The sequence below is a fragment of the Mesobacillus subterraneus genome, from assembly GCF_023715485.1.
In the GTDB taxonomy this organism is placed as follows: Bacteria; Bacillota; Bacilli; order Bacillales; family Cytobacillaceae; genus Mesobacillus; species Mesobacillus subterraneus_B.
In genome coordinates, this window is record NZ_JAMBOF010000001.1 from 76,507 (window position 1) to 100,484 (window position 23,978).

19 protein-coding genes and 1 riboswitch are annotated in these 23,978 nt (G+C 41.5%); of the genes, 14 read left to right on the forward strand and 5 right to left on the reverse strand.

The features are described 5' to 3' along the window. Positions 1-237: 237 nt before the first annotated feature. The 4 genes from M3204_RS00455 to M3204_RS00470 all read left to right on the forward strand — a co-directional run bounded on the left by M3204_RS00455 (position 238) and on the right by M3204_RS00470 (position 5,692). Positions 238-1,509: a DUF4153 domain-containing protein gene (locus tag M3204_RS00455; protein WP_251476973.1), complete on the forward strand. Its 1,272-nt coding sequence runs from the start codon at positions 238-240 to the stop codon at positions 1,507-1,509. Positions 1,510-1,627: 118 nt separating this feature from the next. Further along, complete coding sequence (locus M3204_RS00460; protein ID WP_251476976.1) at positions 1,628-1,990, forward strand: hypothetical protein; 363 nt, start codon at positions 1,628-1,630, stop codon at positions 1,988-1,990. Between the two features lie 805 nt (positions 1,991-2,795). Beyond that, the gene (locus tag M3204_RS00465; RefSeq protein ID WP_251476979.1) at positions 2,796-4,592 is read left to right on the forward strand and encodes a TIGR04190 family B12-binding domain/radical SAM domain protein; all 1,797 of its coding nucleotides are present in this window, start codon (positions 2,796-2,798) and stop codon (positions 4,590-4,592) included. A gap of 137 nt (positions 4,593-4,729) precedes the next feature. Beyond that, on the forward strand, positions 4,730-5,692 hold the full coding sequence (locus M3204_RS00470; RefSeq protein ID WP_251476981.1) for a cation diffusion facilitator family transporter: 963 nt from the start codon (positions 4,730-4,732) through the stop codon (positions 5,690-5,692). Positions 5,693-5,746: 54 nt separating this feature from the next. On the opposite strand, the gene M3204_RS00475 is transcribed toward M3204_RS00470, so the two are convergent. Beyond that, on the reverse strand, positions 5,747-7,096 hold the full coding sequence (locus M3204_RS00475; RefSeq protein WP_251476984.1) for a hemolysin family protein: 1,350 nt from the start codon (positions 7,094-7,096) through the stop codon (positions 5,747-5,749). Positions 7,097-7,598: 502 nt separating this feature from the next. Here M3204_RS00475 and M3204_RS00480 point away from each other — a divergent pair. Further along, the gene (locus tag M3204_RS00480) at positions 7,599-8,666 is read left to right on the forward strand and encodes an ATP-binding protein (protein WP_251476986.1); all 1,068 of its coding nucleotides are present in this window, start codon (positions 7,599-7,601) and stop codon (positions 8,664-8,666) included. Positions 8,667-8,686: 20 nt separating this feature from the next. Here the strand turns inward: M3204_RS00480 and M3204_RS00485 are convergent, their stop codons facing one another. Then, positions 8,687-9,250 (reverse strand): GNAT family N-acetyltransferase, encoded by a 564-nt coding sequence (locus M3204_RS00485; RefSeq protein ID WP_251476988.1) that lies wholly within the window; start codon positions 9,248-9,250, stop codon positions 8,687-8,689. Positions 9,251-9,371: 121 nt separating this feature from the next. Between M3204_RS00485 and M3204_RS00490 the strand changes: the two genes are divergently transcribed. Continuing rightward, on the forward strand, positions 9,372-10,646 hold the full coding sequence (locus tag M3204_RS00490) for a dicarboxylate/amino acid:cation symporter (protein WP_251476990.1): 1,275 nt from the start codon (positions 9,372-9,374) through the stop codon (positions 10,644-10,646). Between the two features lie 172 nt (positions 10,647-10,818). Here the strand turns inward: M3204_RS00490 and M3204_RS00495 are convergent, their stop codons facing one another. Continuing rightward, positions 10,819-11,949, reverse strand: coding sequence for a histidine kinase N-terminal domain-containing protein (locus tag M3204_RS00495; protein ID WP_251476992.1), 1,131 nt, complete (start codon positions 11,947-11,949; stop codon positions 10,819-10,821). A 458-nt stretch (positions 11,950-12,407) separates the two neighbouring features. After that, a riboswitch (TPP riboswitch) is annotated at positions 12,408-12,515 on the forward strand. Positions 12,516-12,621: 106 nt separating this feature from the next. On the opposite strand from M3204_RS00495, the gene thiT reads away from it, so the two are divergent. From thiT to M3204_RS00520, 5 genes are all read left to right on the forward strand, one after another. Continuing rightward, positions 12,622-13,221 (forward strand): energy-coupled thiamine transporter ThiT, encoded by a 600-nt coding sequence (gene thiT, locus M3204_RS00500; RefSeq protein WP_251476995.1) that lies wholly within the window; start codon positions 12,622-12,624, stop codon positions 13,219-13,221. 304 nt (positions 13,222-13,525) lie between these two features. Then, on the forward strand, positions 13,526-13,750 hold the full coding sequence (locus M3204_RS00505; RefSeq protein WP_251476997.1) for a FeoA family protein: 225 nt from the start codon (positions 13,526-13,528) through the stop codon (positions 13,748-13,750). After that, on the forward strand, positions 13,750-15,759 hold the full coding sequence (gene feoB / locus M3204_RS00510; RefSeq protein WP_251478080.1) for a ferrous iron transport protein B: 2,010 nt from the start codon (positions 13,750-13,752) through the stop codon (positions 15,757-15,759). Before M3204_RS00505 ends, feoB begins: the two co-directional genes overlap by 1 nt. Before the next feature lie 22 nt (positions 15,760-15,781). Next, the gene (locus tag M3204_RS00515; RefSeq protein ID WP_251477000.1) at positions 15,782-15,943 is read left to right on the forward strand and encodes a FeoB-associated Cys-rich membrane protein; all 162 of its coding nucleotides are present in this window, start codon (positions 15,782-15,784) and stop codon (positions 15,941-15,943) included. Between the two features lie 161 nt (positions 15,944-16,104). Beyond that, positions 16,105-16,575, forward strand: a complete 471-nt coding sequence (locus M3204_RS00520; RefSeq protein WP_251477003.1) for a helix-turn-helix transcriptional regulator — start codon at positions 16,105-16,107, stop codon at positions 16,573-16,575. A 37-nt stretch (positions 16,576-16,612) separates the two neighbouring features. On the opposite strand, the gene M3204_RS00525 is transcribed toward M3204_RS00520, so the two are convergent. Then, a complete protein-coding gene (locus M3204_RS00525; protein WP_251477005.1) occupies positions 16,613-17,131 on the reverse strand; it encodes a universal stress protein in 519 nt (172 codons plus the stop codon). Positions 17,132-18,174: 1,043 nt separating this feature from the next. Between M3204_RS00525 and M3204_RS00530 the strand changes: the two genes are divergently transcribed. Beyond that, positions 18,175-20,511 (forward strand): transglycosylase domain-containing protein, encoded by a 2,337-nt coding sequence (locus M3204_RS00530; protein WP_285856878.1) that lies wholly within the window; start codon positions 18,175-18,177, stop codon positions 20,509-20,511. A gap of 262 nt (positions 20,512-20,773) precedes the next feature. On the opposite strand, the gene M3204_RS00535 is transcribed toward M3204_RS00530, so the two are convergent. After that, the gene (locus M3204_RS00535) at positions 20,774-21,097 is read right to left on the reverse strand and encodes an HPr family phosphocarrier protein (RefSeq protein WP_251477011.1); all 324 of its coding nucleotides are present in this window, start codon (positions 21,095-21,097) and stop codon (positions 20,774-20,776) included. A 205-nt stretch (positions 21,098-21,302) separates the two neighbouring features. Between M3204_RS00535 and iadA the strand changes: the two genes are divergently transcribed. Both iadA and M3204_RS00545 read left to right on the forward strand, forming a co-directional pair. Beyond that, positions 21,303-22,478 carry a beta-aspartyl-peptidase gene (gene iadA, locus M3204_RS00540; protein WP_251477014.1) on the forward strand — a complete coding sequence of 392 codons (1,176 nt, stop codon included), beginning with the start codon at positions 21,303-21,305 and terminating at the stop codon, positions 22,476-22,478. Positions 22,479-22,603: 125 nt separating this feature from the next. Further along, complete coding sequence (locus M3204_RS00545) at positions 22,604-23,884, forward strand: MFS transporter (protein ID WP_251477018.1); 1,281 nt, start codon at positions 22,604-22,606, stop codon at positions 23,882-23,884. The last annotated feature ends 94 nt before the right edge of the window (positions 23,885-23,978 follow it).

The following is a 23,978-nucleotide window of genomic DNA, read 5'->3' on the forward strand; positions in this document are numbered from 1 at the left end:
GTATACCTAGTATTACTAGGTAATAAAAAGAAGAGGAGTGTCATTATGGAATTCAGATTGAAAAAAGGGGATTGGATTTTTTTCATAGTCTGTTTGGGGCTGGGGGTTGTAGCAGAAAGATCTTTTTTGCATGGAAAAATTGGATTGTCTTATCTTGTGTTCATTAGTTGTTTTTATAGTGTGTTTTTTTGGAGGTTCAGATCATTCCCATTCACGAACAAAAAGCTGGGAATATTAATGATCGCTTCTATTTGGATGCTGTCTTCAAGCTTTTTGTTAAGGTCTAACATGATTTTTTATATGCTTAACATCCTTGTGATCCCGGTATTGGTTTTAGTCCAGCTAGTCCTTGTTACTTACCCGCTGCATAACCAATGGCATAAATGGCCGTTCGTCCAGAAGCTCTTTTTGTCAGCAGGAGCTGCATTTATGTATGTTGCACGATTTTTGATGCATGGGCCTAAGCTGGCCAGCAGGGGACTCAATGAAAAGACAAGCGCGATCCTTAAGAAGATATTAATTGGTGTGGCTATTTCATTTCCGTTGTTGTTTGTCATCATTAACCTCCTCGTTTCAGCTGATCAGCAGTTTGGCGAGATACTGGGAACTCTCCCGCGCTGGCTAACGGGATTGAGGATCGAAGAGGAAATTTTAAGAACGGCTGCAATCATATTTTATGCCCTTGCGATTTTCGGCTTGTTGCAGGTGCTGAAGAAAAAGCAGCCCATTCCTGAAGCTTCTGCCGAGGAAAAGGCTAAAATGTCCTGGGACAGTGTAGTCAGTTTAACCGTTCTTATTCTATTGAATATCGTTTACCTTCTCTTTGTGGTCGTCCAATTCAAGTATTTTTTCAGCCAGACATTGCAGGGTGGTTATACGTATGCTGAGTTTGCGCGCAGAGGATTCTTTGAATTGCTTTTTGTAACGATGTTAAATTTATTGATAATTTCTACCTTCGTGTCATTTGTCGATATGGGTTCAAAAACAATTAAGCTGTTGGTCCGCAGTTTGCTGACACTGCTCGTATTCTTCAGTGGAGTCATGCTATATTCTGCCTTTATAAGATTGTTCATTTATGAAGAGGCGTATGGATTTACATTCGCAAGGGTGTTGGCCCATTCCTTCATGATTTTCCTGCTGGTGATCCTCATCTATTCATGTATGCGAATTTGGCTGGAAAAGCTATCACTTTTGCGATTCTACATTATTTCATCAATCATTTTTTACACATTGGTCAACACAGTACAACTCGATCGCTTTGTCGTGGAGCAAAATTTGCAGCGCTACAAGGAAACCGGAAAGATAGATATCTATTATTTGGATTCACTTTCATATGACGGAGTTGAGGGGCTCGTGGATCTGTATGAGCTGAATCCCGACCATCCGGGGTTAAAGGAGCTTTTACAGAGGCGGAAGCAAGAAGCCTTAATTTCAGAAGATAAATGGAATTCGATTAATCTATCCAAAAGAAATGCAGAAAAGTTATTGTTGAATTTGGAGATAAATTAATCTAAGCATTTATGACGAAAATGTAGACAAAAGCTGCGTTTGTTCCCAGTTTTGTAACATATCAATATATTTAATGATGATAAAATATCATTAAGTCATATAAAGGGGAGCAAGAACAATGATGATGGAAGGGAATTTTTCTGAAATAATCAGTCTCTTGAAGGGGATTGAAAATTCAATTGATTCATTGCATAAAAGGGCAGAGGGAATAGAAAAAAGGCTCGAACGCCTTGAGAAAGTAGATAGCATCGAACATCGAGTAACTTCTAACCAGATTGATATAACAGATATAAAAGAAGCACTTGAGCGCATGGAAGAAATGCAAAGTGCCAAGATTGAAAATGCACTTCAGGAGTTATTGGCAAAGGCCGAAGTGAAGAACAATTCAGAATTCAGCACCATTCATAAACGCCTCGATTCACATTTGCTGAAACTGGGCCGAGTCGAAGAAGAAATCCTGATGGTACAGCAAGAAAAATAATTGACTTGGGAGTCAAAAAGGTTCGGAAATGGTCATTCCGAACCTTTTTGTTTTTGGATAAAGATTCTCACTAGGATTTCCATCTGTCGATAGCTCTCCTTTTACCGTTTTGAGTTCTTATCCGCATTTTCGGGCAATGCAGAGGACCTGCTTTTACCGTTTTTGGTTCTTTCCTACATTTAGGGGCAATGCAGAGGACCTGCTTTTACCGTTTTGAGTTCTTTCCCGCATTTTCGGGCAATGCAGAGGGCCTGCTTTTACCGTTTTTGGTTCTTTCCTACATTTTCGGGCAATGCAGAGGACCTGCTTTTACCGTTTTGAGTTCTTTCTCGCATTTTCGGGCAATGCAGAGGGCCTGCTTTTACCGTTTTTGGTTCTTTCCTACATTTTCGGGCAATGCAGAGGACCTGCTTTTACCGTTTTCGGTTCTTTCCCGCATAGGGGCAATGCAGCGAACTTAAAAATTTGTCGATAGTAAAAAAAGGCTTATGGACTTCTGCGAATTTTAAAGTTTTATAGGTTTCAGGACTAACTATCAAAGCCATGACAAATAGATATATATATAATTGAAAAGCACCGCATGAGTCGTTTCCGCTGCAACGCTATCACAAAATATACAAAAAATCCTCTAAACCTTTAAATATATGCATTGCGTGCATTTTTTTGACGATTCATGTTCAGTTGTTCACAAAAAAGTTGCCATTCATACAGTTGGACAAAGTCTTCTAGAGTTATGATTAAGGTGTAATCATTCATTGCCTTAATTAGGCAGATTAATAGAGTAATATCATTCGAGGTGATTCCTTTGAAATACGACTTAGTCCTGCTCCATGCTCCAAGTGTTTACGATTTCAGGAAAAATGCGCTGCTTGCTGGTCCGATCAGTGATGTTGTACCATCCTCACCAGTGTTTGAAATGTATCCAATTGGTTTGACGAGTATAGCTGAATATCTTGAGCGGCAAGGGCTGCGTGTGAAAATCATCAACATCGCGAACCGTATGCTGATGGATGAAAAGTTTGATGTGGAAAAGAAACTGAAAAGAATCAAGACAAGGGCTTTTGGCATCGATTTGCACTGGCTGCCACATGCACACGGAAGCATTGAACTTGCTAAGATTGTCAAAAATCTCCATCCTGATATCCCGATGATTTTTGGCGGTCTATCCGCCACCTATTACCATAAAGATCTGATTGAGTACCCGTTCATTGATTTTGTCATGAGGGGTGATTCAACCGAAAAATTAATGCTCCTTCTGATCAATCATCTCAGGAACGGGACGCACCAGCTCGGCGGAATCCCGAACCTGACATGGAAGGAAGACGGCAAGCCTGTATATAATCCGTTAAGCCATGTCCCTGACAGCCTGGACGAGTTTGATATTCCGGGGTATCGATACACGATAAAATCGGTGTTTAAATATAAAAACTTTCTGGATCCGCTTCCCTATAACGGCTGGCTTCAGTACCCCAATACAGCGATTTTGACAGCGAAGGGATGTACACAGGGCTGCTTGATTTGCGGCGGATCAAAGCAATCTTATAAGGATAATTGCAATCGGAAAGTGCTGGCGAAACGGTCGCCAGAAAAGCTCGTTGAAGATATAGTTTTCATCCAGCGCTTCAGCAGGGCACCAATTTTTATCCTGCATGATATTCGTCAGGCAGGCAAAGAGTATGTTGACGAATTCTTTGATCGTCTCGGAAAAATCAAGCTTAAAAATGAACTTGTTTTCGAATTGTTCCAGTATGCGAATGAGGAATTTTTCGAGAAAATTGAAAGGGTTGTCCCTAAGTATAGTATTGAGCTGACTCTGGAAACCCATGATGAAAAAATTCGCCGCTACAATGGCAAATTCAATTGTACGAACGTAAAAGTAATCGAAACGCTGCAGTCTGCATTGAAGCATAGCTGCAAAAAGATTGATATTTTCTTTATGGTCGGTATTCCGCATCAGGACTATCAGAGTGCTCTTGATAATGTTGGTTTTTGCGAAGATATTCACATTGCTTGCGGAGAGGATAAACGACTTTCGTATTTTGTCGCACCGCTTGCACCGTTCCTTGACCCAGCCAGCCCTGCTTTCGAAAATCCCGAAAAGCACGGGTATAAAAAATTCTGCCACACGATTGAGGATCATCGAAGAGCAATTACCCAGCCTTCATGGAAGTATATGCTCAGCTTCGAAACTGATTATATGACCAGGGATGACATCGTGAAATCAACATATGAGTCCGCTAAGAATTTGAATGCATTCAAGCTAAAATACGCACTCGTTGACCAGAAGACACATGATGAAGTAAACGAAAAAATAAATAAGTCCCTTGAATATATCGAAAAAATTGATGAGATCATCGCCCTCCCTGAACAGGAAAAACAACATCACCTTGCCTTGCTAAGCAAAGAAATGGAAGAGGTGAATAAATACAGCATTTGCGGAAAGCATGAATTGAAATGGGAAGTGAAAAAACATTACGCAAACATATTCTCGCTTACTGCAATAGGTGTTGAATTGCTGATTGAAGATATTTTTGTAAATGTGAAGCAGCGCTTTCATGAATATAATAGAAGGGTTGCTGAGGCGACAAAAGGCAGGACATAAACGCAGGTAAAGTAATGCCCATTAGGTAAATTCCTAATGGGCATTTTGGGTTCGGAAAAATTAAATGTTTAAAGACCTCATTATTGTGAAAAATGTAAGAGAAAATTAAATTAGAAAACAGTAAAGCAGGTGAAGGAATGTCATCCGTAATAAAATTTTTTAAGAGAGGCAATAAGTCTTCCGGGATTGCGGCAATCGGGAATACGTTTCTTGCTGTAGTTAAAGGAGTTGCTGCGGCCACTAGCGGAAGCGGTACGATGCTGGCAACCACCCTGCACTCTGTTGCAGATGCATTGAATCAATTCTTTGTTTTTATTGGAAGTTCGATTTCTGAAAAAGAGGCTACAAAACGTTTTCCGATGGGATTTGGACGAGTTGTAAACTTGTTCGTCCTGGTTGCGGTCATCATTATTTCGATTATGGCCTATGAAACCATAATAAAAGGTTGGGAATTAATCCAACATCCAAAGGCGTCAACGAACCTCTGGCTTAACATAGCCATAATGGGTTTGGCACTGCTGGTAGATGGAGCTATCCTTTTTAAGGCTATGAAAGAAATCGCACATGAAACAAGAACAGAGGCCAAAGGCGCCGGGCTTATCGCTAATGCCTTCAAAAATGTCAGCCGGGCCGCACCGCCTACCAGGCTGGTATTTTATGAAGATTTGATTGCAACTTTTGGGGCATTGCTCGCTTTAGTCACCATCGTGTTGGCTGATTTAACAGGTTATTATTTCCTTGATGGAATAGGGACTCTTCTTATTGGAGTGCTGCTGATTGGCATCGCTCTAAAAATTGGCTATGAGAACACGGTTGGACTGATTGGAGTTGCTGCCCCGAAGGAACTCGAGGACAGAATTGCCCAAACCATCCTTTCAGATCCTGATGTAGTCGATATCAATAAACTAAGGATTATTCAGGAAGGAAGACATTATCACGTTGAAAGCTATCTGGAACTCCGTAAAGGACTGACTCTGGCAGATGCAGACGACATAAAGTACAGGGTAAGGGATAAAGTGCTCACTGATCCTGATGTTGACGACGTAGTAATGGGGATTATAGAAGCCGACGACATCCAAACATGGAAGCTTGAAAATTAGATGGATCAAAAAACCCGGCCAGATATAATCCTGGCCGGGTTTATCAATGAAATTTTATGACAATACTTCAGTCTTATTCAGCAAAAAATTTTCCACTGGTTTTTCTGATTCGAGTTGTTTTGTTACTTCGATATATTTGATATGGTGATCTTCCATCTCAAGAATTTTGAAAAGGAAAGGACTGCAGCTGATAATGTCGCCCTGCTTTACTTCATAATTTTCGGTTAGCATCCATCCACCGAGTGTATCGACATCTTCATCATTTATATCAAGGCCAAGAAGGTCATTGACTTCACTTATAAGCACCTTCGCATCAATGATATATTGGGTGTCTTTAATCTTGCGGATCATTGGAATCTCATCCATATCAAACTCATCGCGAATTTCGCCGACGATTTCTTCAAGAATATCTTCAACGGTTACAAGCCCGGAAGTACCGCCATATTCATCCATCAAAATGGCCATATGAATACGTTCCTTTTGCATTTTGACAAGCAAATCATGAATCGCAATGCTGTCGATAACCCTGATGATTGGACGAATATATGATTCTAGCGTTTTTTCGCTGCGGCCTTGCTCATCTATTAGATCTGTCATGACTTCTTTTATATTGACTAACCCGACGATGTGATCCTTGTCGCCATCAATGATCGGGTAGCGTGTGAATTTCTCTTCTTTTACAACCTGGAGGAATGTCTCCAGTGTATCTTCCTTCGAAAGAGAAATGATCTCTGTCCGGGGCACCATGATTTCTTTGGCGATCCGGTTGTCGAATTCGAAGATTTTGTTTACATACTTAAACTCTGACTGGTTGATTTCACCACTTTTAAAGCTCTCAGAAAGGATGATGCGAAGTTCCTCTTCAGAATGTGCCAATTCATGCTCAGAAGCGGGCTTTAATCCAACAAGGCCTGTAGCCAGTCGTGCAGATCCGTTCAATGCCCAGATGAAAGGGTACATTATTTTGTAGAACAAGATCAGTGGACGAGCTGTGTTAAGTGAAACCCACTCTGCTTTTTGAATCGCTAACGTTTTCGGGGCCAATTCTCCGACCACCACATGCAGAAATGTGATAATGGCAAACGATATTCCTACTGCCAAAACGTGGCTAAATGATTCTGGAATATCCAGACTGTGAAACACTGGGCGAAGCATTGAAGCAATCGTCGGTTCACCAAGCCAGCCTATTCCTAGAGCGGTAACTGTAATTCCAAGCTGGCAAGCGGATAAATACTCATCCAGATTTGAAATTACCCTTTTTGCAGCTATGGCCTTTTTGTTGCCTTCTTCTATTAATTGATCAATTCTGGAACTTCTCACTTTAACAATCGCAAATTCTGATACGACGAAAAATGCCGTTAAAGCAATTAAAATGGCTATCATAACCAAGTTAAATATGTCCAAATAAATTCCCTTAGCCCGTAACTATACGGGTAAGGAGTCACCTCCCGATAAACTGTAAATTAAGCCTGAAACAAAGGCTCGATTTTTTGAATAAATTTGATAAACCAAGAAATTAAAACGGCCCGTTCCCGTGCGGCTATGGCAGCCAGGGCCAAAATCCTGTTATGCTGTTGCATCCGCAGCTATGGCTGTTACATTCTTGATACGATAGATTGCCCCATCATACCACCTCAGCTTTTTTAATTTAAAATTAATTATACCATATTGTGAGAAGTTAAGGTGAGATTAAATACGGTTTGATAATAATGTATGAAACTTACACATAAAGTATGAAGTTTATGATTAATTATATTGGAAAATTCTGATTTTAACAAATATACATTAATCTGTCTCACTGAAAAATTTCCCAATGGGAAAATCATCCTCTTTTAACTGTAAATTAACATTTAATGTTTGAAACAAATTGAAATATTCTGTAAAATTTTAAAAAAGGAGGCTGTCTATGAGTATTTTTACGTCCAGCTTGGAAGAGAAATTGAATGAACTTGCGAAACCAAACGAAAATATATGGGTTGAGACAGTGATGGACTTCGTTTGCAAGCGCACCCCTGAAGGTCTTATTAAGTATGTGTCTCAGTCTGTAACCGCCATGCTCGGATACGAGCCTTCTGAGTTGATCGGCAGACTATATACTTTATTCGTCCATACTGAGGATTACAAAAGAATCGCTTGTCTAGCCATGCCTGAAGGTGAGGAATTATGCAGCGTGACTTACCGTATAAAGCGGAAAGACGGTGTGTTTATATGGGTCCGTTCACAAATCTCTTTGAGCCGTCATCCTGAGACGAATCAACCACTGGAATTGGTTTCTTTTACAAGCGATGTCTCGGCAAGGATTAAGTCGGAACATTTTATCCTTGAATATGAAAAACTCAACGTCGTTGGACAGCTTGCAGCCGGCATCGCTCATGAAATCAAGAACCCTTTGACGAGCTTGAAGGGCTTCATTCAGCTGATGAAAGCGGGGCAAGAACTGAACCATAACTATTTAGCGATCATGGATGAGGAAATAAAACGAATGGAAGCTGTTTCCCAGGAATTGATGCTGATGGCAAAGCCGCATAAATCAGATTTCAAATCCTTTGATATCAATAATTTGGTGGATCATGCTATTACCCTGCTAATGGCAGAAGCAGCAAAGAAATGTGTCGAGATTATAAAGCACTCCAGTCTTGATGATGGAAGTTTTTTTTGTGATGGCAATAAGGTCAAACAAGTTTTAATCAACTTATTGATGAATGCAATTGATGCCATGGATCTTCCTGGTAAAATAACTGTTGCTTTATCAAAATCCGAGAATAATTTCATCATCTCGATCATCGATACAGGCAAAGGGATCCCGCCAGAATGTCTAGACAAAGTCGGCAAGCCATTTTTCACAACAAAAGAAAACGGGAACGGTCTGGGATTGATGATCTGCTATAAAATCATTGAAGAGCATGGGGGCAAAATTGCGTTGAGTTCCAGTCCAGAAGGGACGACGTTCACCATCTTTCTCCCAGTCCGGTAAGTAAATAGATGTAGATGAGTCTATAATGAAAAAGAGCGTTTTTCCTTTGCCCATTCTCTTGAAAGGAGACCATATACGATTAAATCATGAAATCTTCCGTTTAAATTTTCCCCATCACGAATGATGCCCTCTCGATAAAACCCCAGGCGTTCGGGGATTCCCTGGCTTTTATAGTTGTCATTACCGCAACGAATCTCAATGCGGTTAAGACCAAGGTCATGAAAGGCATGATTGATTACTGCTTTTACAGCCTTGCTCGTGATTCCCTTTCCCTGCATATTTTCAGATAAGTAATATCCAATGCTTGCCTGGGAATTGTTCCAATCAATCCCATGAAGGCTGATGCTGCCTGCCAGAATCCCTCTGTACCTCATCCCTAAATGATAGCTGTCCTTTTCATAGAATTGCCTATGCCACATTTGGATAACTGTATAAAATTGTCCCGCGGAGTGCATGCCGTCAACCCACGGCAGCCATTTGCGCAAATAGAACCGGTTGGAATCAACCAGCCAGAAAAGCTCCCCAGCTTCATGCTGCTCGAATTGACGGAGTTCAAGGTCAGAATCCACTTTTAAATAAAACATTTTAGCCTCCTGAAGTTCCTCTGGTATTATCATCCAATTTAATCAATGGGGTTTATTCCTTTTGAATGAGGGAATAAAACCTTACATTGTTTTTTACACTTTTTTATCTGGGAGGAAGAATATGAAATTAACTACAAAGATATTGATTGGTCTTGGGCTTGGTGCCATGACAGGATTGATCCTTAACATCTTTTCACCCGAATTATTCACTGTTTTAGATAAATTTTTATTTACGCCCCTGGGCAAGATTTTCATTAATTTAATCAGCATGCTCGTTGTGCCGATTGTCTTGTTTTCTATTATTCTCGGAACTGCCGGACTGGGTGATCCGAAAAAACTCGGCAGGATCGGATTTAAGACGGTAAGTTACTTCTTAGCGACAACAGCCATTGCGATAATCATTGGCATTTCATTGGCTTACATTATTAAGCCGGGCTTAATGGGAGAGTTTGATACAAGCGGAGCTGAATTCAAAGCCGAAAAAGCTCCACCGGTAAGTGAAACCTTCTTAAATCTTATTCCAGCGAATCCATTTGAAGCACTGACTTCTGGAAACATGTTGCAAGTCATTGTCTTTGCTCTATTTATCGGGATTGCTTTAACTGCACTTGGAGAGAAAACAAAAGGTGTCCTGAACTTAATCGAACAAGGAAATGACATCATGATGTATTTAGTCGGTCTTGTAATGAAGTTTGCGCCATACGGAACTTTTGGCTTGATTGCGACTGCGATCGGCAGCCAGGGAATCGATGCGATCAAGGCGATGGGAGTATATATGATTGTCGTTGTATTAGCTCTGGTGATCCATGCTCTTTTCACTTACGGATCCAGCGTGTATTTTCTTGGAAAAATGAACCCATTTGCGTTTTTCAAAGGATTCTCTCCTGCCATGGGAGTCGCGTTTAGTACTTCAAGCAGTAATGCTACACTTCCTGTATCAATGGAAACAGCGCAGAAGAACCTTCGTGTTCCTGAATCAGTCAGCAGCTTTGTACAGCCCCTGGGAGCAACAATCAATATGGATGGAACAGCAATCATGCAAGGGGTTGCGACTATTTTCATAGCCCAGGTATACGGTGCTGACCTGACACTTGCAGAACTTGGGACAGTTGTACTAACTGCAGTGCTCGCTAGCATTGGTACAGCGGGTGTACCGGGAGTAGGTTTGATCATGCTCGCGATGGTTTTGCAATCTGTCGGATTGCCTGTTGAAGGAATTGGATTGATTTTAGGTATTGACCGTCTTCTGGACATGGCTCGTACTGCTGTCAATATTACAGGCGATGCAGCTTGTGCTGTAATTGTCACTGAATCTGAGAAGAAGCATGTTGTAAGAACCGAAAAAAAGAAAGTGAACAGTATGAAAGATAACCGTTCACTTGAGTATTCAGAATAAAAAGCAAGAGACCCAGCGGTTGCCAGCTGGGTCTTTTTGTTTGCTTATCTTCTCGTGAACTTTGTTGCTATTACACCCAAAGTGAAAATCGAATTTGGATTTTGAAGAGTTTTACTGCATTCCCTGTTCAGAAATCTTCTCGATAAGGGTTTGTATAATATTCATTCATGCATTAGTTTTCAATTCCCGTAAGCGGCAGCAACATGATAAACGATGTTTTCTCCGGTTCTGAAGAACATGCCAGGATTCCTTTATGCTTTTCGATGATTTCCCGGCAGACGAATAAGCCGAGCCCGGTCCCGAGTGTCTTTGTCGTAACAAAAGGTTCGAAAATCGTCTTGAGCAAATTATCTGGAATGACTGGACCGTTATTTGAGATTTCTACTTTAATATGAGTGTCATTGACGAAAAATCCCTTAATTTCAATTTTAGGATCATCGCGGTATTGGCTTAATACATCGATTGCATTAAAGATGATATTGATGAGCACCTGTCTGATTTCATCGGCATACCCATACAGTTCCATATCATCTGCGACATTCTTGGTGATCCTTACATTCGTATCGAGTATGCTGGGATAAAGGAAATTCAATACTTCATCAATCATTTTATTCAAGGAGAACTGACTTTTTTCTTTTCCAATCAGCTCTTTCTTGGATAGTAGCAAAAATTGCGAAATGCGGAAATTTAACTGCTCCAATTCGCTCGAGATAATATCTAGATACTTCATATCCTCATGATCAGATTTTAATAGCTGGATAAAACCCTGGATTGAAGTGAGTGGATTTCGGAATTCATGGATAAAGCTTGATGTCATTTGCCCCAGCAGAGTCAATCTGTCTTTATGGGTCGAATCGATGAACTCGTCTTTTTCCTCGATGATCTTATTTTTTTGTTCATTATAATAAGAAACAGCGTAATACAGGAAAGTATCGAAACAGTAATTGATTCGGTTGATGGCATCCTGAAGATCTTCCCATTCCATGTTGAGCTTATGGAGATGCTTATAGACGATGGAGCGGCCGGAATTTACGTTATAAACAAAATCTCCAATATTGATTTCCGCACGCACCCGTTCTTCTCCTACGATAAAAGCGAGCTTCTGCAAATGCTCATCTAGCTCCTCATTTGACTTTGAGAACACAGAAATTATGATTCCATACATTTCTTCAGCATTTTTGCTTACTTTTACTTTATATGGGTCATCCTCAGATACTAATATATTTTCAGTCCAGTCGGCGATCAGATTTTCTTTTTCACTAGTCAGGAAGCTAAGCAATCGATTGTCGGTAATTGGCAGCATTTTATTGAGTCCCCCAGTTTTACTTTTCCGTATTAAAGATTCGGGGGAAAATACGAAAACCCTTTGTCGAATCTTAAGAAGATTCGCGGAAACACGTCGAATAGCTAAAAATATGACTAAAGTCTGAGATTTCTTGCAGTTATAAGGGAATATAAAAATGGTCTATCTGACATTAAAGGGAATGAAAGAACTCGAAGGGTGAAATATAAGGTATTTATCTGACTGAACAATTTGTGAAGGAGCTCGAATGATAAGATGAAAAGGGTTTATCTGACCAAACAGATAGAGCTTGAAAGGTAAGAAATAAGTGCTCTATCTGACAGTGAAGGAATGAGCTGAATTGATAAAACAACAATGATTTATGTGGGATACAGCGAAAGAGAAATACTGATGATGACAACAATGTTTTGCTTGTTATTAATAGTGAGAAGTAGTATATTCATAGTTGAGAAATTAAATATGACCACAAGGGGAGCTGCATAAAGGCAGCTGAGAGTGAGCGGCCGAGTTCTTACCCTTTGAACCTGTTAGTTAATGCTAGCGTAGGAATGTGGATGCGATAGGAAAGCAATCTTGGGAATCCTGCATCGATCCCAGATTGCTTTTTTTGTTTCTGAAGCAGAAAAGGCGTGTTGGAAACGGACCTCATTCTGGAAAGAAGGAGGAACAATAATGAAACAAAAAAGGACTCTATTTTTAGTGGAAGTTGCGGTATTTTCCGCTCTGGCTTATTTGCTGGACTTATTTTCAGGATTTTTATTTTCACGTATCTGGCCACAGGGCGGTTCGGTGTCCATCGCGATGGTACCAGTTTTCCTTATGGCTTTCCGCTGGGGAGTAAAAGGCGGGATGCTTACCGGCTTCCTGTTCGGGCTATTGCAATTCATCCTTGGAATGTCTCAAATTTATCATCCGATACAAGGGATTCTTGATTACCTTGTAGCGTTTGCATTGTTGGGAACGGCCGGGTTATTTGCAGTACAGATAAAAGAAAACATGAAAAAAGACAGCAGGAAAACATGGATTGCCTATGTTATTGCCGGGACATTCATCGGCAGTGTGCTTCGTTTCATCGCCCATTTTATCTCAGGCTGGGTATTCTTCGGAAGCTATGCACCTCCAGGTCAGCCAGTTGCATTGTATTCTTTTCTTTATAATGGCACCTATATGCTTCCAAGCATGATTTTAAGTGCGATTATCGTTATTCTTGTCATTAGCTATGCGCCATCCAGAATGGTTCAATCCACTAATGTAAGTAAAAAAACAGTGTGAATCAGGAGAAGAGCTGAAAAGCTCTTCTTTTTTTATACCCCACCTTTAAAGGGAATTCTGTGCCCGAAGTAAGGTGAAATGTAAAAGTACCGGCACAAAAAACCGGATTATGCCATCCTAAAAAATATTGTCATTTATATGGAGTTTGCACTAATTCGATGCTTTTGAAGTATGTTTTGTGATTTATGTCACAGTAGAAGTCGCGGATTATTGGTTAAATAAAGATAATCATTCTCATTTAGAAGCAAAACATTTCAATTATTAATCACAGTGCAAAACTACTAATCATAAAAAGGTGATGGCTATGCTGGGAAAATTAAAGGCTGGTGAAAAAGGCCGGATCATGAATATTTCAGGGGCTGATAAATTTGTCAGAAGGAGATTGCTTGACTTAGGCATCGCAGAAGGATCTGAGGTGTGCGTGAAGTGCATCCTGCCATTTGGAGGTCCAGTAATGATTGAATCCTGCGGGCAATGCATCGGCATCCGCCGTAAGGAAGCACTCCGAATCGAAGTGGAGCGAGCATGATGAATATTGCGCTAATCGGGAACCCAAATACCGGAAAAACTTCGTTGTTTAATAATTTAACAGGTTCATATGAATATGTCGGCAACTGGAGCGGTGTAACCGTCGAGAAGAAGGTTGGTGTATTCAAGAATGGAGAAGACCAGCTGATTGATCTTCCCGGCGTTTACACACTCAATCCTCTTTCGAAGGATGAAGGCGTCGTCACGAACTTTTTCCTGAATGAACCTTTCGAGAAATTGCTTAATATCCTGGACGCCTCCCAGTTAAGGCGCAACCTGCACCTTACGTTACAGCTAATGGAATATGGCGCCCCTGTCATCATCGGGTTAAACATGCTCGACGTTGCTAAGAACAGGGGCATTCAGATTGATATTGGAAAACTTTCAGAAGCATTGGGAGTTACCGTCGCTCCGGTGGTTGCGAGGTCAGGAAAAGGCTGTGATGAACTTGCAGAATTGGTGACAGGCGATTTTGTCGGAATGGGGAAGACAAATCTTGTATACTACGGAAAAGCGATTGAGGATGGCATCCTTAGGCTTGCTAATATGCTGGATGGACGTGTAAAGCTGCCTATCCGCTGGCTGGCCCTCCAGTTATTCGAAGGAAACTCATATGTTAAAGATTATCTGGTAAAATATGTGGCTATCGAAGAAATTGAATCATTGATTCTATCAGTTGCTGATTCCCATTTTCAGCTTTCAGGGGACAAACAAACACTGGAGCAGGTCATTTATCGGAAACGCAGTGAAACAATCGATAAGATAGTTGCTGCTTCTGCCTCAAGGAAAGACAACAAAAAGGTGCCGTTAACTGAGAAGGTAGACATGATTGTGACGAATAAGTTTCTCGGGATCCCGATATTTTTGTTGATGATGTATTTTATGTTCATGCTTACCTTTGATTGGCTGGGATTTCCATTGTCCGACGCACTCGATGCATTTTTATCCGGGCCGGTAACCGCAGGGATTACTGCAGCACTTGCTGCTGCAGGTAGTTCGCAATTTATCAACGACCTGATCCTTGATGGCATTATTGCCGGAGTAGGCGGAGTACTCGTATTTGTTCCGCAAATCTTCATCTTATTTTTCTTTATTTCATTGTTGGAAGACTCTGGATATATGGCCAGGGTTGCCTTAGTCATGGACCGCCTGATGGAAGCGGTTGGCTTGAATGGTAAAGCATTTATCCCGATGATGATCGGCTTTGGATGCAATGTCCCAGGCATCATGGCGGCGAGGACGATTGAGACACCAAAGGAAAGGCTTATGACCATCCTTCTGACCCCTTTGATGTCATGCTCGGCACGTCTTCCGGTATATGCCTTATTCGTTGGAGCATTTTTTATCCAGCATAAGGCACTTGTCGTATTAAGCTTGTACGTTTTAGGTGTTGTTGTCGCGCTCATTCTGGCCAAAGTGTTCTCAAAAACACTATTGAAAGGTGAAACATCATTGTTTGTGATCGAGCTGCCGCCATATAGGATGCCTCAGGCACGAGCTCTTTGGAGAAGCACATGGGATAAAGGGAAAGGATTCGTGAAAAAAGCGGGAACATTCATTTTTGCCGGCTCTGTACTCATTTGGCTGCTCGCATACGCTGGTCCGGAAGGTGCAAACATCAGCATGGATGACAGCTATCTGGCTGCACTGGGAGGGATTTTCGCTCCTTTGTTCGCACCAATCGGCTTTGGAACGTGGCAAGCCAGTGCTTCCTTATTTACCGGCTTCCTTGCAAAAGAATCCATTATCTCAACTATGAACATCATCTACTATGTTCCAGATGAAGCAAGCTTGCAGGGTCTGATGGCAGTCCATTATACCCCACTGGCAGCGTACAGCTTCATGGTATTCATCCTGCTGTACATCCCATGTCTGGCGACAACCGCTACGATATACAAGGAAACAGGTTCCAAGCGGTGGACAGCCTTTTCCATTGGCTATGCGCTTTTGATTGCTTATCTATTGTCATTAGCCATATATCAAGGTGGCAAACTCTTTGGGCTTAGCTGAATCAGGGAAGGGGGAAACTTAAATGTTAGCAAACCTTATCATCGGCGGAGCCATTTTTGGATATGCTGGCTGGGCATTTTACCGATTTATCAAGAAATCAAAAGAGGGAAAATGTGCTGCCTGCTCAATTCAAAGTTCATGCTCAAGCAATTGCAGCGTGAATCAGGATGAAAATTTAAAATGAATCAACTGGGAATGCGATCGAGCATTCCTCTTTATTTGGTTTGAAATAGTTCCCGGAAATGCTAGTAACTAAAATACTTTTCATATAAAAGTAAATAATATTTTGAATTCCATCAATATATGTGTAAAATTACACTAAAAGAACTTAAAGGGATGAAGCTGATGACAAGGGATGAAATCATCAACAGGGTTTCGGAAAAAGTAAGGGTGCTCCGTGCAGAAGTTGGCTATACTCAGGACAAGATGGCTGATATCATCGGCATTTCAAAGAAGACGCTTGTGCAGATTGAAAAGGGCAGGGCACAGGCTGGATGGTCAACAGTTGTGACCATTTGCGCTTTGTTCCGTGAAACCGAGACAATCCAGTTTCTATTCGGCAATGAACCTTTGGAGGTCCTGGAAACGATCGCACATGAAGGTACAGATTACCGTAAGGAAAAAACATTGGGCGGTAAAGTCTGGTGGCGCGAAGTTGAAAGGGCTGAAGGTTTCATTATGCAGCAAAATATTTTGAGCCAGCATTTCAGAATTCTTGATGAGGATGATTTCCGCATTTTCAGCAGTTTTGAGGAAAAGGAAACGAAGGAACGCCTTAAGGAACTCGCTGCTGAACAGCGGATGTTAAGGCAATAAAGCAAAAGCCGGGTGGAAACCCGGCTTTAAGTTTATGTTATTTAGCAATCAGGACATGACATGGGGCATTATTGACAACCTTTTGGCTGACGCCGCCAAGCAACTTGCGTTTAATGCCTTCATTGCCAGATTGGCCGATAATGATCATATCGGCACTTACATCTCTTGCATATTCACAGATGCTATCAGCTGGATTCCCCTCCAGAATTGAAAAGTCAGTGTCTATGTTAAGGGATTCCAACTCAGCTTTTGCATTGTTAAAAGCCTGTTCAGAACTATTGGTAATAATAGCATGTTCGGATTTATCGATCGAACCTTGTTCAAATGCCAGAGGAGGAACCTGGATTCCGTCTGCTGGAAAGTTGTTGATTGGCAGAGGGGCAATTGAATGTTCATTGGATTCAACCGTCTCATTTCTCACCTTTTCATCATATACATGCGCCACGTACAACTGAACCCCACCGAGGTCTCTTGTCAGCTCCTTTGCTAATTGCAATGCTTTTTTGCTGCCTTCAGAATCGTCGTAAGCAAGGACCACTTTTTTAATTTCTGGCATATGAATCACCCTCCAAGATAATGAACTTCTTCCTATTTAATACCCTTTTTCGACTAATAAAATCATTGCACTGAAAAATGCCAGCAATACCCTTAAAGAGTTCACAGATTTTAGCGGATTTAGTGATGAAATTTCTCAATTCAGCTCTATTCGTAAACATTGTTGCTTTCACAACCAAAAGTATGTATATGGAAATACTCCTCCTCGAGGGACATGGCATTGACCATACAGCAGCAGAATAAAGAGGAATGCCAATTTCCATAATCAATAAATGACCAATCGGCTAAAAGTATAAAGGGTTCCGTTTTGAGGTGCTATTCTTAAAATACGTGCCGAAATGACAGTCGTATTGTCATCACTAATGATTTATATATAAGTAAAACTCGCTATAGTAATTGGCGAGTTTCTTCATTAGGAATACAAAAACCTTATTTATACTAAACCTCACTTACTTGTGATAGTGTTTCGCCTTAATGCATCAAAATGAGGTTCTCTTGGATCTTTAAATATGATGTCTCTTGTCCTTAATTGAGTAACCAGCAAAAGGAAAATTAACGGAGATTTTCCGGCTAAATGCAGAATGGAGCTCGTTTCGAGGGAAATAAGGGGAGATTTTCCGGTTATGCAAAGCAAAATCGCCCATTTTTGAATTTGTTGAGTCAATAGGCGGAATCTCTCCGTTTATTTTAGTTTTTTTTAATAATAATTACTATTTAAGCGGAATTTTTCCGTCTATTTATCAGATCGGGTGTTTAACCTGATTTCCCAACCGATATGTGCCGACCTTACCCCTTTTAATTGGGGCATATTTAACTATTAATAAGTGGCACTTTACTCCAAATAGTCACCCCGGCACCGCGATAAAGAAATCGAAAAATGTTTTTTATGTCTTTTTTCCTTGTTATCAGGCAATTTGTGTTAATCCCTTTAAAAAATGGGTAAAAGAAAGTGTCATATTTATAAACTATTTTTAAAGGTTGGGGTGCTCAGTGAGCAAAAATTCAATAGCAACTCGTTTTCTTAGAGGCTGGAAACGGCTCCATATGAACCAGGTGCTGGTTTTATCCGTTTCAACAGCTGTATTGGCTTTCTTAAGCTTTTTTCACGTTTATTCAGAGGGGGCTGACATTAGCGCCTTGAATGATGATTTGGCTCAGTCCACCGTCATTTACGATTCAAATGGAGAAGTGGCCAGCAAGATATCGGCGCTGAAAAATGAAGGCGTCAAAATTGATGAGGTACCAGACCATGTGAAGAATGCCGTCATTGCTATCGAGGATCACCGTTTTTATGAGCATGATGGTGTCGATCTCGTTGGTATTTCGAGAGCGTTTGTCCAAAATGTCAAGGCGGGAAGTATTGTTGAGGGCGGAAGCACGCTTACACAGCAATTAACAAAGAATGCCTTACTGTCGTCAGAAAAGACATACAAAAGAAAGCTCGAAGAATTCTTCCTTGCAAGAGAGATCGAAAAACAATATTCCAAAGATGAAATCATGCAAATGTACTTAAACCGTATTTATTTTGGAAACGGTTCATGGGGAATTAAACGTGCGGCCATGGGGTACTTTGGCAAAGACGTAAAAGACCTTACAATCAGTGAAGCAGCTATGCTGGCAGGATTGATCAAGGCACCATCTTCACTGGATCCGTATAAAAATTATGAAAAAGCGGCAGAAAGAAGAGATGTCGTACTTCTTATGATGAAGACTCATGGATTCATTAAGGAAAAAGAATACAAGAAAGCAGTGGCCGAGAAGGTGGCGCTTAATGAAAATGGCGGAGATCCTCTGCGCGGCCAATATCCATATTACTTAGACCATGTTATTGAAGAGGCGATCAAAAAATACGGGCTTACTCAGGAAGAAATTTTAACAGGCGGCCTGCAAATATATACAGAGCTTGATGTGACAATGCAGTCAGCAGTAGAAGCAACATACGCAAAAGATGAGATTTTCCCAAAAGGAACGGACAAACAAATCGTCCAAAGCGGCGCTGCACTGATCGATCCGAAGACTGGCGGCATCCGTGCCCTTGTTGGCGGACGCGGTGAACATGTATTCCGTGGATACAACCGTGCGACCCAGTTAAAAGCGCAGCCGGGTTCAACGATGAAACCTCTTGCCGTTTTTGCCCCGGCAATTGAAGAAGGCTGGGAAGTAACGGATATGCTGAAGGACGAGGAATTAGATTTCAAGGATTATAAACCTGAAAACTATAATGGGAAATATAAAGGCGAAGTCCCAATGTATGAAGCATTGAAAGATTCATTGAACGTTCCATCTGTTTGGCTTTTGAATGAAATTGGCATCGTCAAGGGAATGGATTCTGTTAAGAAATTTGGCATTGATCTGGACCCGCAGCAGGATCGGAATCTGGGCTTAGCGCTCGGCGGGCTTTCAACTGGAGTCTCCCCTGTTACTATGGCAGAAGCTTACTCTGCGTTTGCAAATGAAGGAGAACGACAAGAATCCCATGCCATCACGAAAATCGTTGATAAAGAAGGCAATACAATCGCCGAATACAAAGGTGAGAAAAGCCAGGCAATATCTAAAGAAACAGCAGAGAAAATGACGACTATGCTGCTCGGAGTTGTTCAGGAAGGCACGGGTAAAGGTGCTCAAATCCCCGGAAGAGAATTGGCAGGGAAAACAGGCTCTACCCAAGTCCCGATTGAAGGCATCAAAGGTACAAAAGATCAATGGTTCGTTGGCTATACACCACAGCTCGTTGGCGCTGTCTGGGTTGGTTATGATAAAACCGATAAAGACCATTATTTGACCACTACGAGCAGTGAAGGTGCAGCGCTAGTATTCAAGGACTTTATGGCAGAGGCACTTAAGGATACAAAGGCAGAATCATTCAACGTTCCTCCAATCTCAAAGTATGTTGAGGAACATAAGAAATCACAACGCGCGAAATCAGTAAAAGAACTTGAAGGCAGGGTAAAGAAAGAAGCTGAAAAGCTTAAGAAACAATGGGAAAAAGTAAAAGAGAAAGCTAAGACCAAGAAAGAAGAAAAGCCAAAAGATGAGGCAAAGGAAGAAAAAAAGGAAACAACCACTGAAACCAACACTGACACAACCCAGGCAGGCAACAGCAATGGAGGCAGTGATGATGGTGAAGATGGTGAGAATTCTGGAGATACTGGAGATACTGGAGATACTGGAGATACATCAGGCGGTACTGGCGGGTCTGAAGGAGACACTGGTGATACCGGTGGAACTGGTGACACAGGTGGTGGAGATGCTGGCGGTAATGATGGTGGATCTGGAGAAGGTGATACAGGAGGGTCAGATGGAGATACCGGCGGAGGAGATACTGGTGGCGACACCGGCGGATCTGACGACGGAGATACAGAAGAGGATGGCGGCAACTAAACATATTGTTAGAGAAGGCACTGGGATTCCCCAGTGCCTTCTGTTGTATATATGATTTATAGTTTGATATGGAGATTGTTGATATTAAGCATCCTATTTCACAGCAAACAAAAAAGACCTGCTCGAAAGCAGACCTTAACTGGACATAAATTAAATCATTCTTAATAGGAAACCAATTACGACGATAGCGCCTACGATCATTAGGATAGTTCTTACCACGATACTTCACCTCTATATCTATGAATTCTGGATTGTGCTGTGATTAGATTTGGAATGATTCAGATGTCTCAAGAAGTCGTTTGCGGTTCACACCCAAAACAGAAGCTTCGTTTGTAAGCAATTTAGTCAGCTGCTCCAATTGTGGTTCTACATCTGTGCCTTCCAAAATAATTTTTAAAGTTGTGTTTGGTTCAACTGTCAACAGGAAGGAAACAAGCTTGGAAAGAGATGTTGCCTCTACTGCTTTTTGGCGGCTGTATAAATAGGTAGTGCCATTTAATTTTTTTGCTGCCTGATAAATCTCAAGCATTTTTTTCATTGTAAACCTTTTTTGTACCATAACATTTGAAGACATGATTTCTTTCATATATAAATCTCCTTTTGGATGCGTTATTTATTTTTATTAGGTTAATAGAATATTACCCCGTTAAACTGATATGGAAACCTATTAATAGCAGATTGGGCTAAGTTGGCAGCTAGCTTGAAAATTAGGAGAAGTGATTTGCAGAATATCCCTTATGTATTATGATGGAAAACACATAGAATTTATTTGTTTGAGAGGTGTGACAGGAATGCTGACCCTTATAAAAAATGGCGAAGTTTTAGCGCCGGAATACTTAGGCAAGAAGGATGTATTAATCCTTAATAATAAAATAGGTTTCATTGATGATGAAATAAAGGTTCCTGAACAATTCGTGGAAATGAAGGTGATCGATGCGAGCGGCATGTATGTAGTGCCAGGGTTCATCGATTCACATGTACATATTATGGGTGGAGGTGGAGAAGGCAGCTACAAGACGAGGACGCCTGAACTTCAGCTGACCGATGCTACGCTTGCTGGAATCACCACACTTGTAGGCGTCATCGGCACGGACGGAACAACACGGACGATGCCAAGCCTGATTGCAAAAGCCCGTGCCCTTGAAGAAGAGGGTATTACATGTTACGTCCACACTGGATCCTATCAAGTCCCCGTCAAGACGCTGACGGGCAAAATAGAGGATGACTTAATCTTAATCGATAAAATTATCGGAGTTGGGGAGATCGCGATTGCTGACCATCGCTCTTCACAGCCAACTTATGAGGAAATGGCAAAGATCGCATCTGCGGCCAGGGTTGGCGGAATGCTGTCGGGAAAAGCAGGTGTCGTCAATGTCCATGTAGGTGACAGCTATGACCATCTTAAGGTAATCGAGGAGGTCGTCGAAAAGACGGACATTCCAATACGGCAATTTCATCCAACCCATATTAACCGCAACCCGCACTTATTCGAAAAAGGGATTGAATATGCTAAAAAGGGCGGCTATGTAGACTTTACAACGAGCTCGATACCGAAATTTTTAGAAGAAGGAGAAGTGAAATGCAGCCTTGGGTTGAGAAAAATGCTTGACCAGGGAGTCGATATCTCACAAATTACCTTTACTTCTGACGGCCAGGCAAGTCTCCCTGACTTTAATAATGAAGGAGAATTAATCGGGCTTAAAATAGGAAAAGTGTCATCGCTTTTTAAGGAAGTTCGAGACGCCATCCAGCAAGAAGGCGTCTCTATTAGCAAAGCTTTAAGAGTCATCACCCAAAATCCTGCGGCAATACTTAAGCTCCATCAAAAAGGAAGAATAGAGGCGGGGAAGGATGCCGATCTTGTTTTGCTTAATAAAGACGATTTAACGATCAAAACAGTGATCGCTCTGGGAAAGCTCATGGTCGAGGACGGGGTTGCTGTAGTGAAAGGGACTTTTGAAGATTAAGATAAGTCCAGAGGGAAAAATCACTCCGTCTCAGGGTGGAGAATAAAACGGTCAGGAGATGCTTATTTTTTCCAGGAAATCTCTTTATTCTTGAGATAACAAATGAGTAACAAGGGGTATATAAAATGAAAAAATTCGCAGAGATTTTCCGGAACCGGAGTTTCACTAAATTATTCTTGGCCAATTTCACCTCCCAAATGGGAAGTACAATCGGATTGACCGCATTCATGTTTTACCTCCTTGACCGTTTCAGCTCCCAGCCAGTATACGCAACGATTACGGAGTTGATGTACTCACTTCCCATGCTTGCGGTATTTTTCCTGATCGGTGTATTTGCTGACCGATTGGACCGTCAAAAAATTGCTGTTTATTGTGATTGGATCAGCGCGGGTTTATCGATCATGCTGATTGCGGCGATTTATATTGGCTGGATGCCGTTTGTGTTTGGCACCCTTTTCCTAAGGAGCGCGATCCAAAAATTCTTCTTTCCAGCGGAGCACGGGATGGTCCAGGGAATTCTGAAAAAGGATGATTACACAACTGCCGCCGGCTTGAACCAGCTGGTGATGAGCCTGTTCATGCTGTTCGGAAACGGGCTAGGCGTTCTGGCTTATTGGTCAATCGGAATATACGGGGCGATTGTAGTGGACACCATATCGTTCATTATTAGCGCGCTGCTGATTCAAACAACAAATGTTCCGAAGGAAGCCCGCCTGCCAAACGGGCCGCATGAACTGAATGACTTAAATATCAGGATGGTATTAAAGGATTTCAAAAAGGGCTTTAGCTATGTACTCAGCAGCAAATTGTTATTTACTTTGATTATCGGATTTTTCCTATTTGGGATCGTCAATGGCGGTTTCTCTGTTATGCCGATTTTCATCCTGAAATATAAACTTGCCCCCGATACGTATGAGGAATATTCAATTGTCATCGGCTTCGTATTTGGCATTGGCGTGTTGATCGGCAGCTTCATAGCCTCACTGCTGGCGCAAAAAATGAAGCTCTATCATTTGATTTCGATAGGACTGATTATCGCCGGCAGCTTCACAGCCCTGGCTTCACTGCCAAACAATATTATTATCTTTCTTGCGCTCTTGTTTGTTTCAGCGCTTGCACTGCCACTCATTAATGTAGGCATCGGCGGCTGGCTGCCAAGCATCATTGACCCGAAAATGATGGGCAGGGTACAGGGATTGATCAGCCCGCTTAATATGCTGTCGCATACGTTGACGCTTGTTTTTATCGCGTACAGCTTCCCAGCAATTCTTTCGATAGAAATGCTGTATTGGATCGTTGGCGGCTGCCTGGCGATAGTGGGCGTGTTTTATATGATTGTTTTGCCTAAGCTTGCCGAGGAAAACGAAATCGCAGTTGAAGAGTCTGCAGTTGAGCAAGGAATTTAACAGGAAGTCCACTTTATGGACTTTCTTTTTTTGAAAATTTTTGAACGATTCTATACTTCAGCCGTCTTATTAATAAATAATCAAATAGAGAGAG

Excerpts from the sequence above, each read along its gene's own strand:
- M3204_RS00525 (WP_251477005.1), bottom strand. The coding sequence starts at position 17,131 with ATGCCAGAAATTAAAAAAGTGGTCCTTGCTTACGACGATTCTGAAGGC.
- M3204_RS00535 (WP_251477011.1), bottom strand. The coding sequence starts at position 21,097 with ATGAAAGAAATCATGTCTTCAAATGTTATGGTACAAAAAAGGTTTACA.
- M3204_RS00470 (WP_251476981.1), top strand. The coding sequence starts at position 4,730 with ATGTCATCCGTAATAAAATTTTTTAAGAGAGGCAATAAGTCTTCCGGG.
- M3204_RS00460 (WP_251476976.1), top strand. The coding sequence starts at position 1,628 with ATGATGATGGAAGGGAATTTTTCTGAAATAATCAGTCTCTTGAAGGGG.
- M3204_RS00505 (WP_251476997.1), top strand. The coding sequence starts at position 13,526 with ATGCTGGGAAAATTAAAGGCTGGTGAAAAAGGCCGGATCATGAATATT.
- M3204_RS00495 (WP_251476992.1), bottom strand. The coding sequence starts at position 11,949 with ATGCTGCCAATTACCGACAATCGATTGCTTAGCTTCCTGACTAGTGAA.
- M3204_RS00545 (WP_251477018.1), top strand. The coding sequence starts at position 22,604 with ATGAAAAAATTCGCAGAGATTTTCCGGAACCGGAGTTTCACTAAATTA.
- M3204_RS00515 (WP_251477000.1), top strand. The coding sequence starts at position 15,782 with ATGTTAGCAAACCTTATCATCGGCGGAGCCATTTTTGGATATGCTGGC.
- M3204_RS00520 (WP_251477003.1), top strand. The coding sequence starts at position 16,105 with ATGACAAGGGATGAAATCATCAACAGGGTTTCGGAAAAAGTAAGGGTG.
- M3204_RS00480 (WP_251476986.1), top strand. The coding sequence starts at position 7,599 with ATGAGTATTTTTACGTCCAGCTTGGAAGAGAAATTGAATGAACTTGCG.
- M3204_RS00485 (WP_251476988.1), bottom strand. The coding sequence starts at position 9,250 with ATGTTTTATTTAAAAGTGGATTCTGACCTTGAACTCCGTCAATTCGAG.
- M3204_RS00530 (WP_285856878.1), top strand. The coding sequence starts at position 18,175 with ATGAACCAGGTGCTGGTTTTATCCGTTTCAACAGCTGTATTGGCTTTC.
- M3204_RS00455 (WP_251476973.1), top strand. The coding sequence starts at position 238 with ATGATCGCTTCTATTTGGATGCTGTCTTCAAGCTTTTTGTTAAGGTCT.
- M3204_RS00490 (WP_251476990.1), top strand. The coding sequence starts at position 9,372 with ATGAAATTAACTACAAAGATATTGATTGGTCTTGGGCTTGGTGCCATG.
- thiT (WP_251476995.1), top strand. The coding sequence starts at position 12,622 with ATGAAACAAAAAAGGACTCTATTTTTAGTGGAAGTTGCGGTATTTTCC.
- iadA (WP_251477014.1), top strand. The coding sequence starts at position 21,303 with ATGCTGACCCTTATAAAAAATGGCGAAGTTTTAGCGCCGGAATACTTA.
- feoB (WP_251478080.1), top strand. The coding sequence starts at position 13,750 with ATGAATATTGCGCTAATCGGGAACCCAAATACCGGAAAAACTTCGTTG.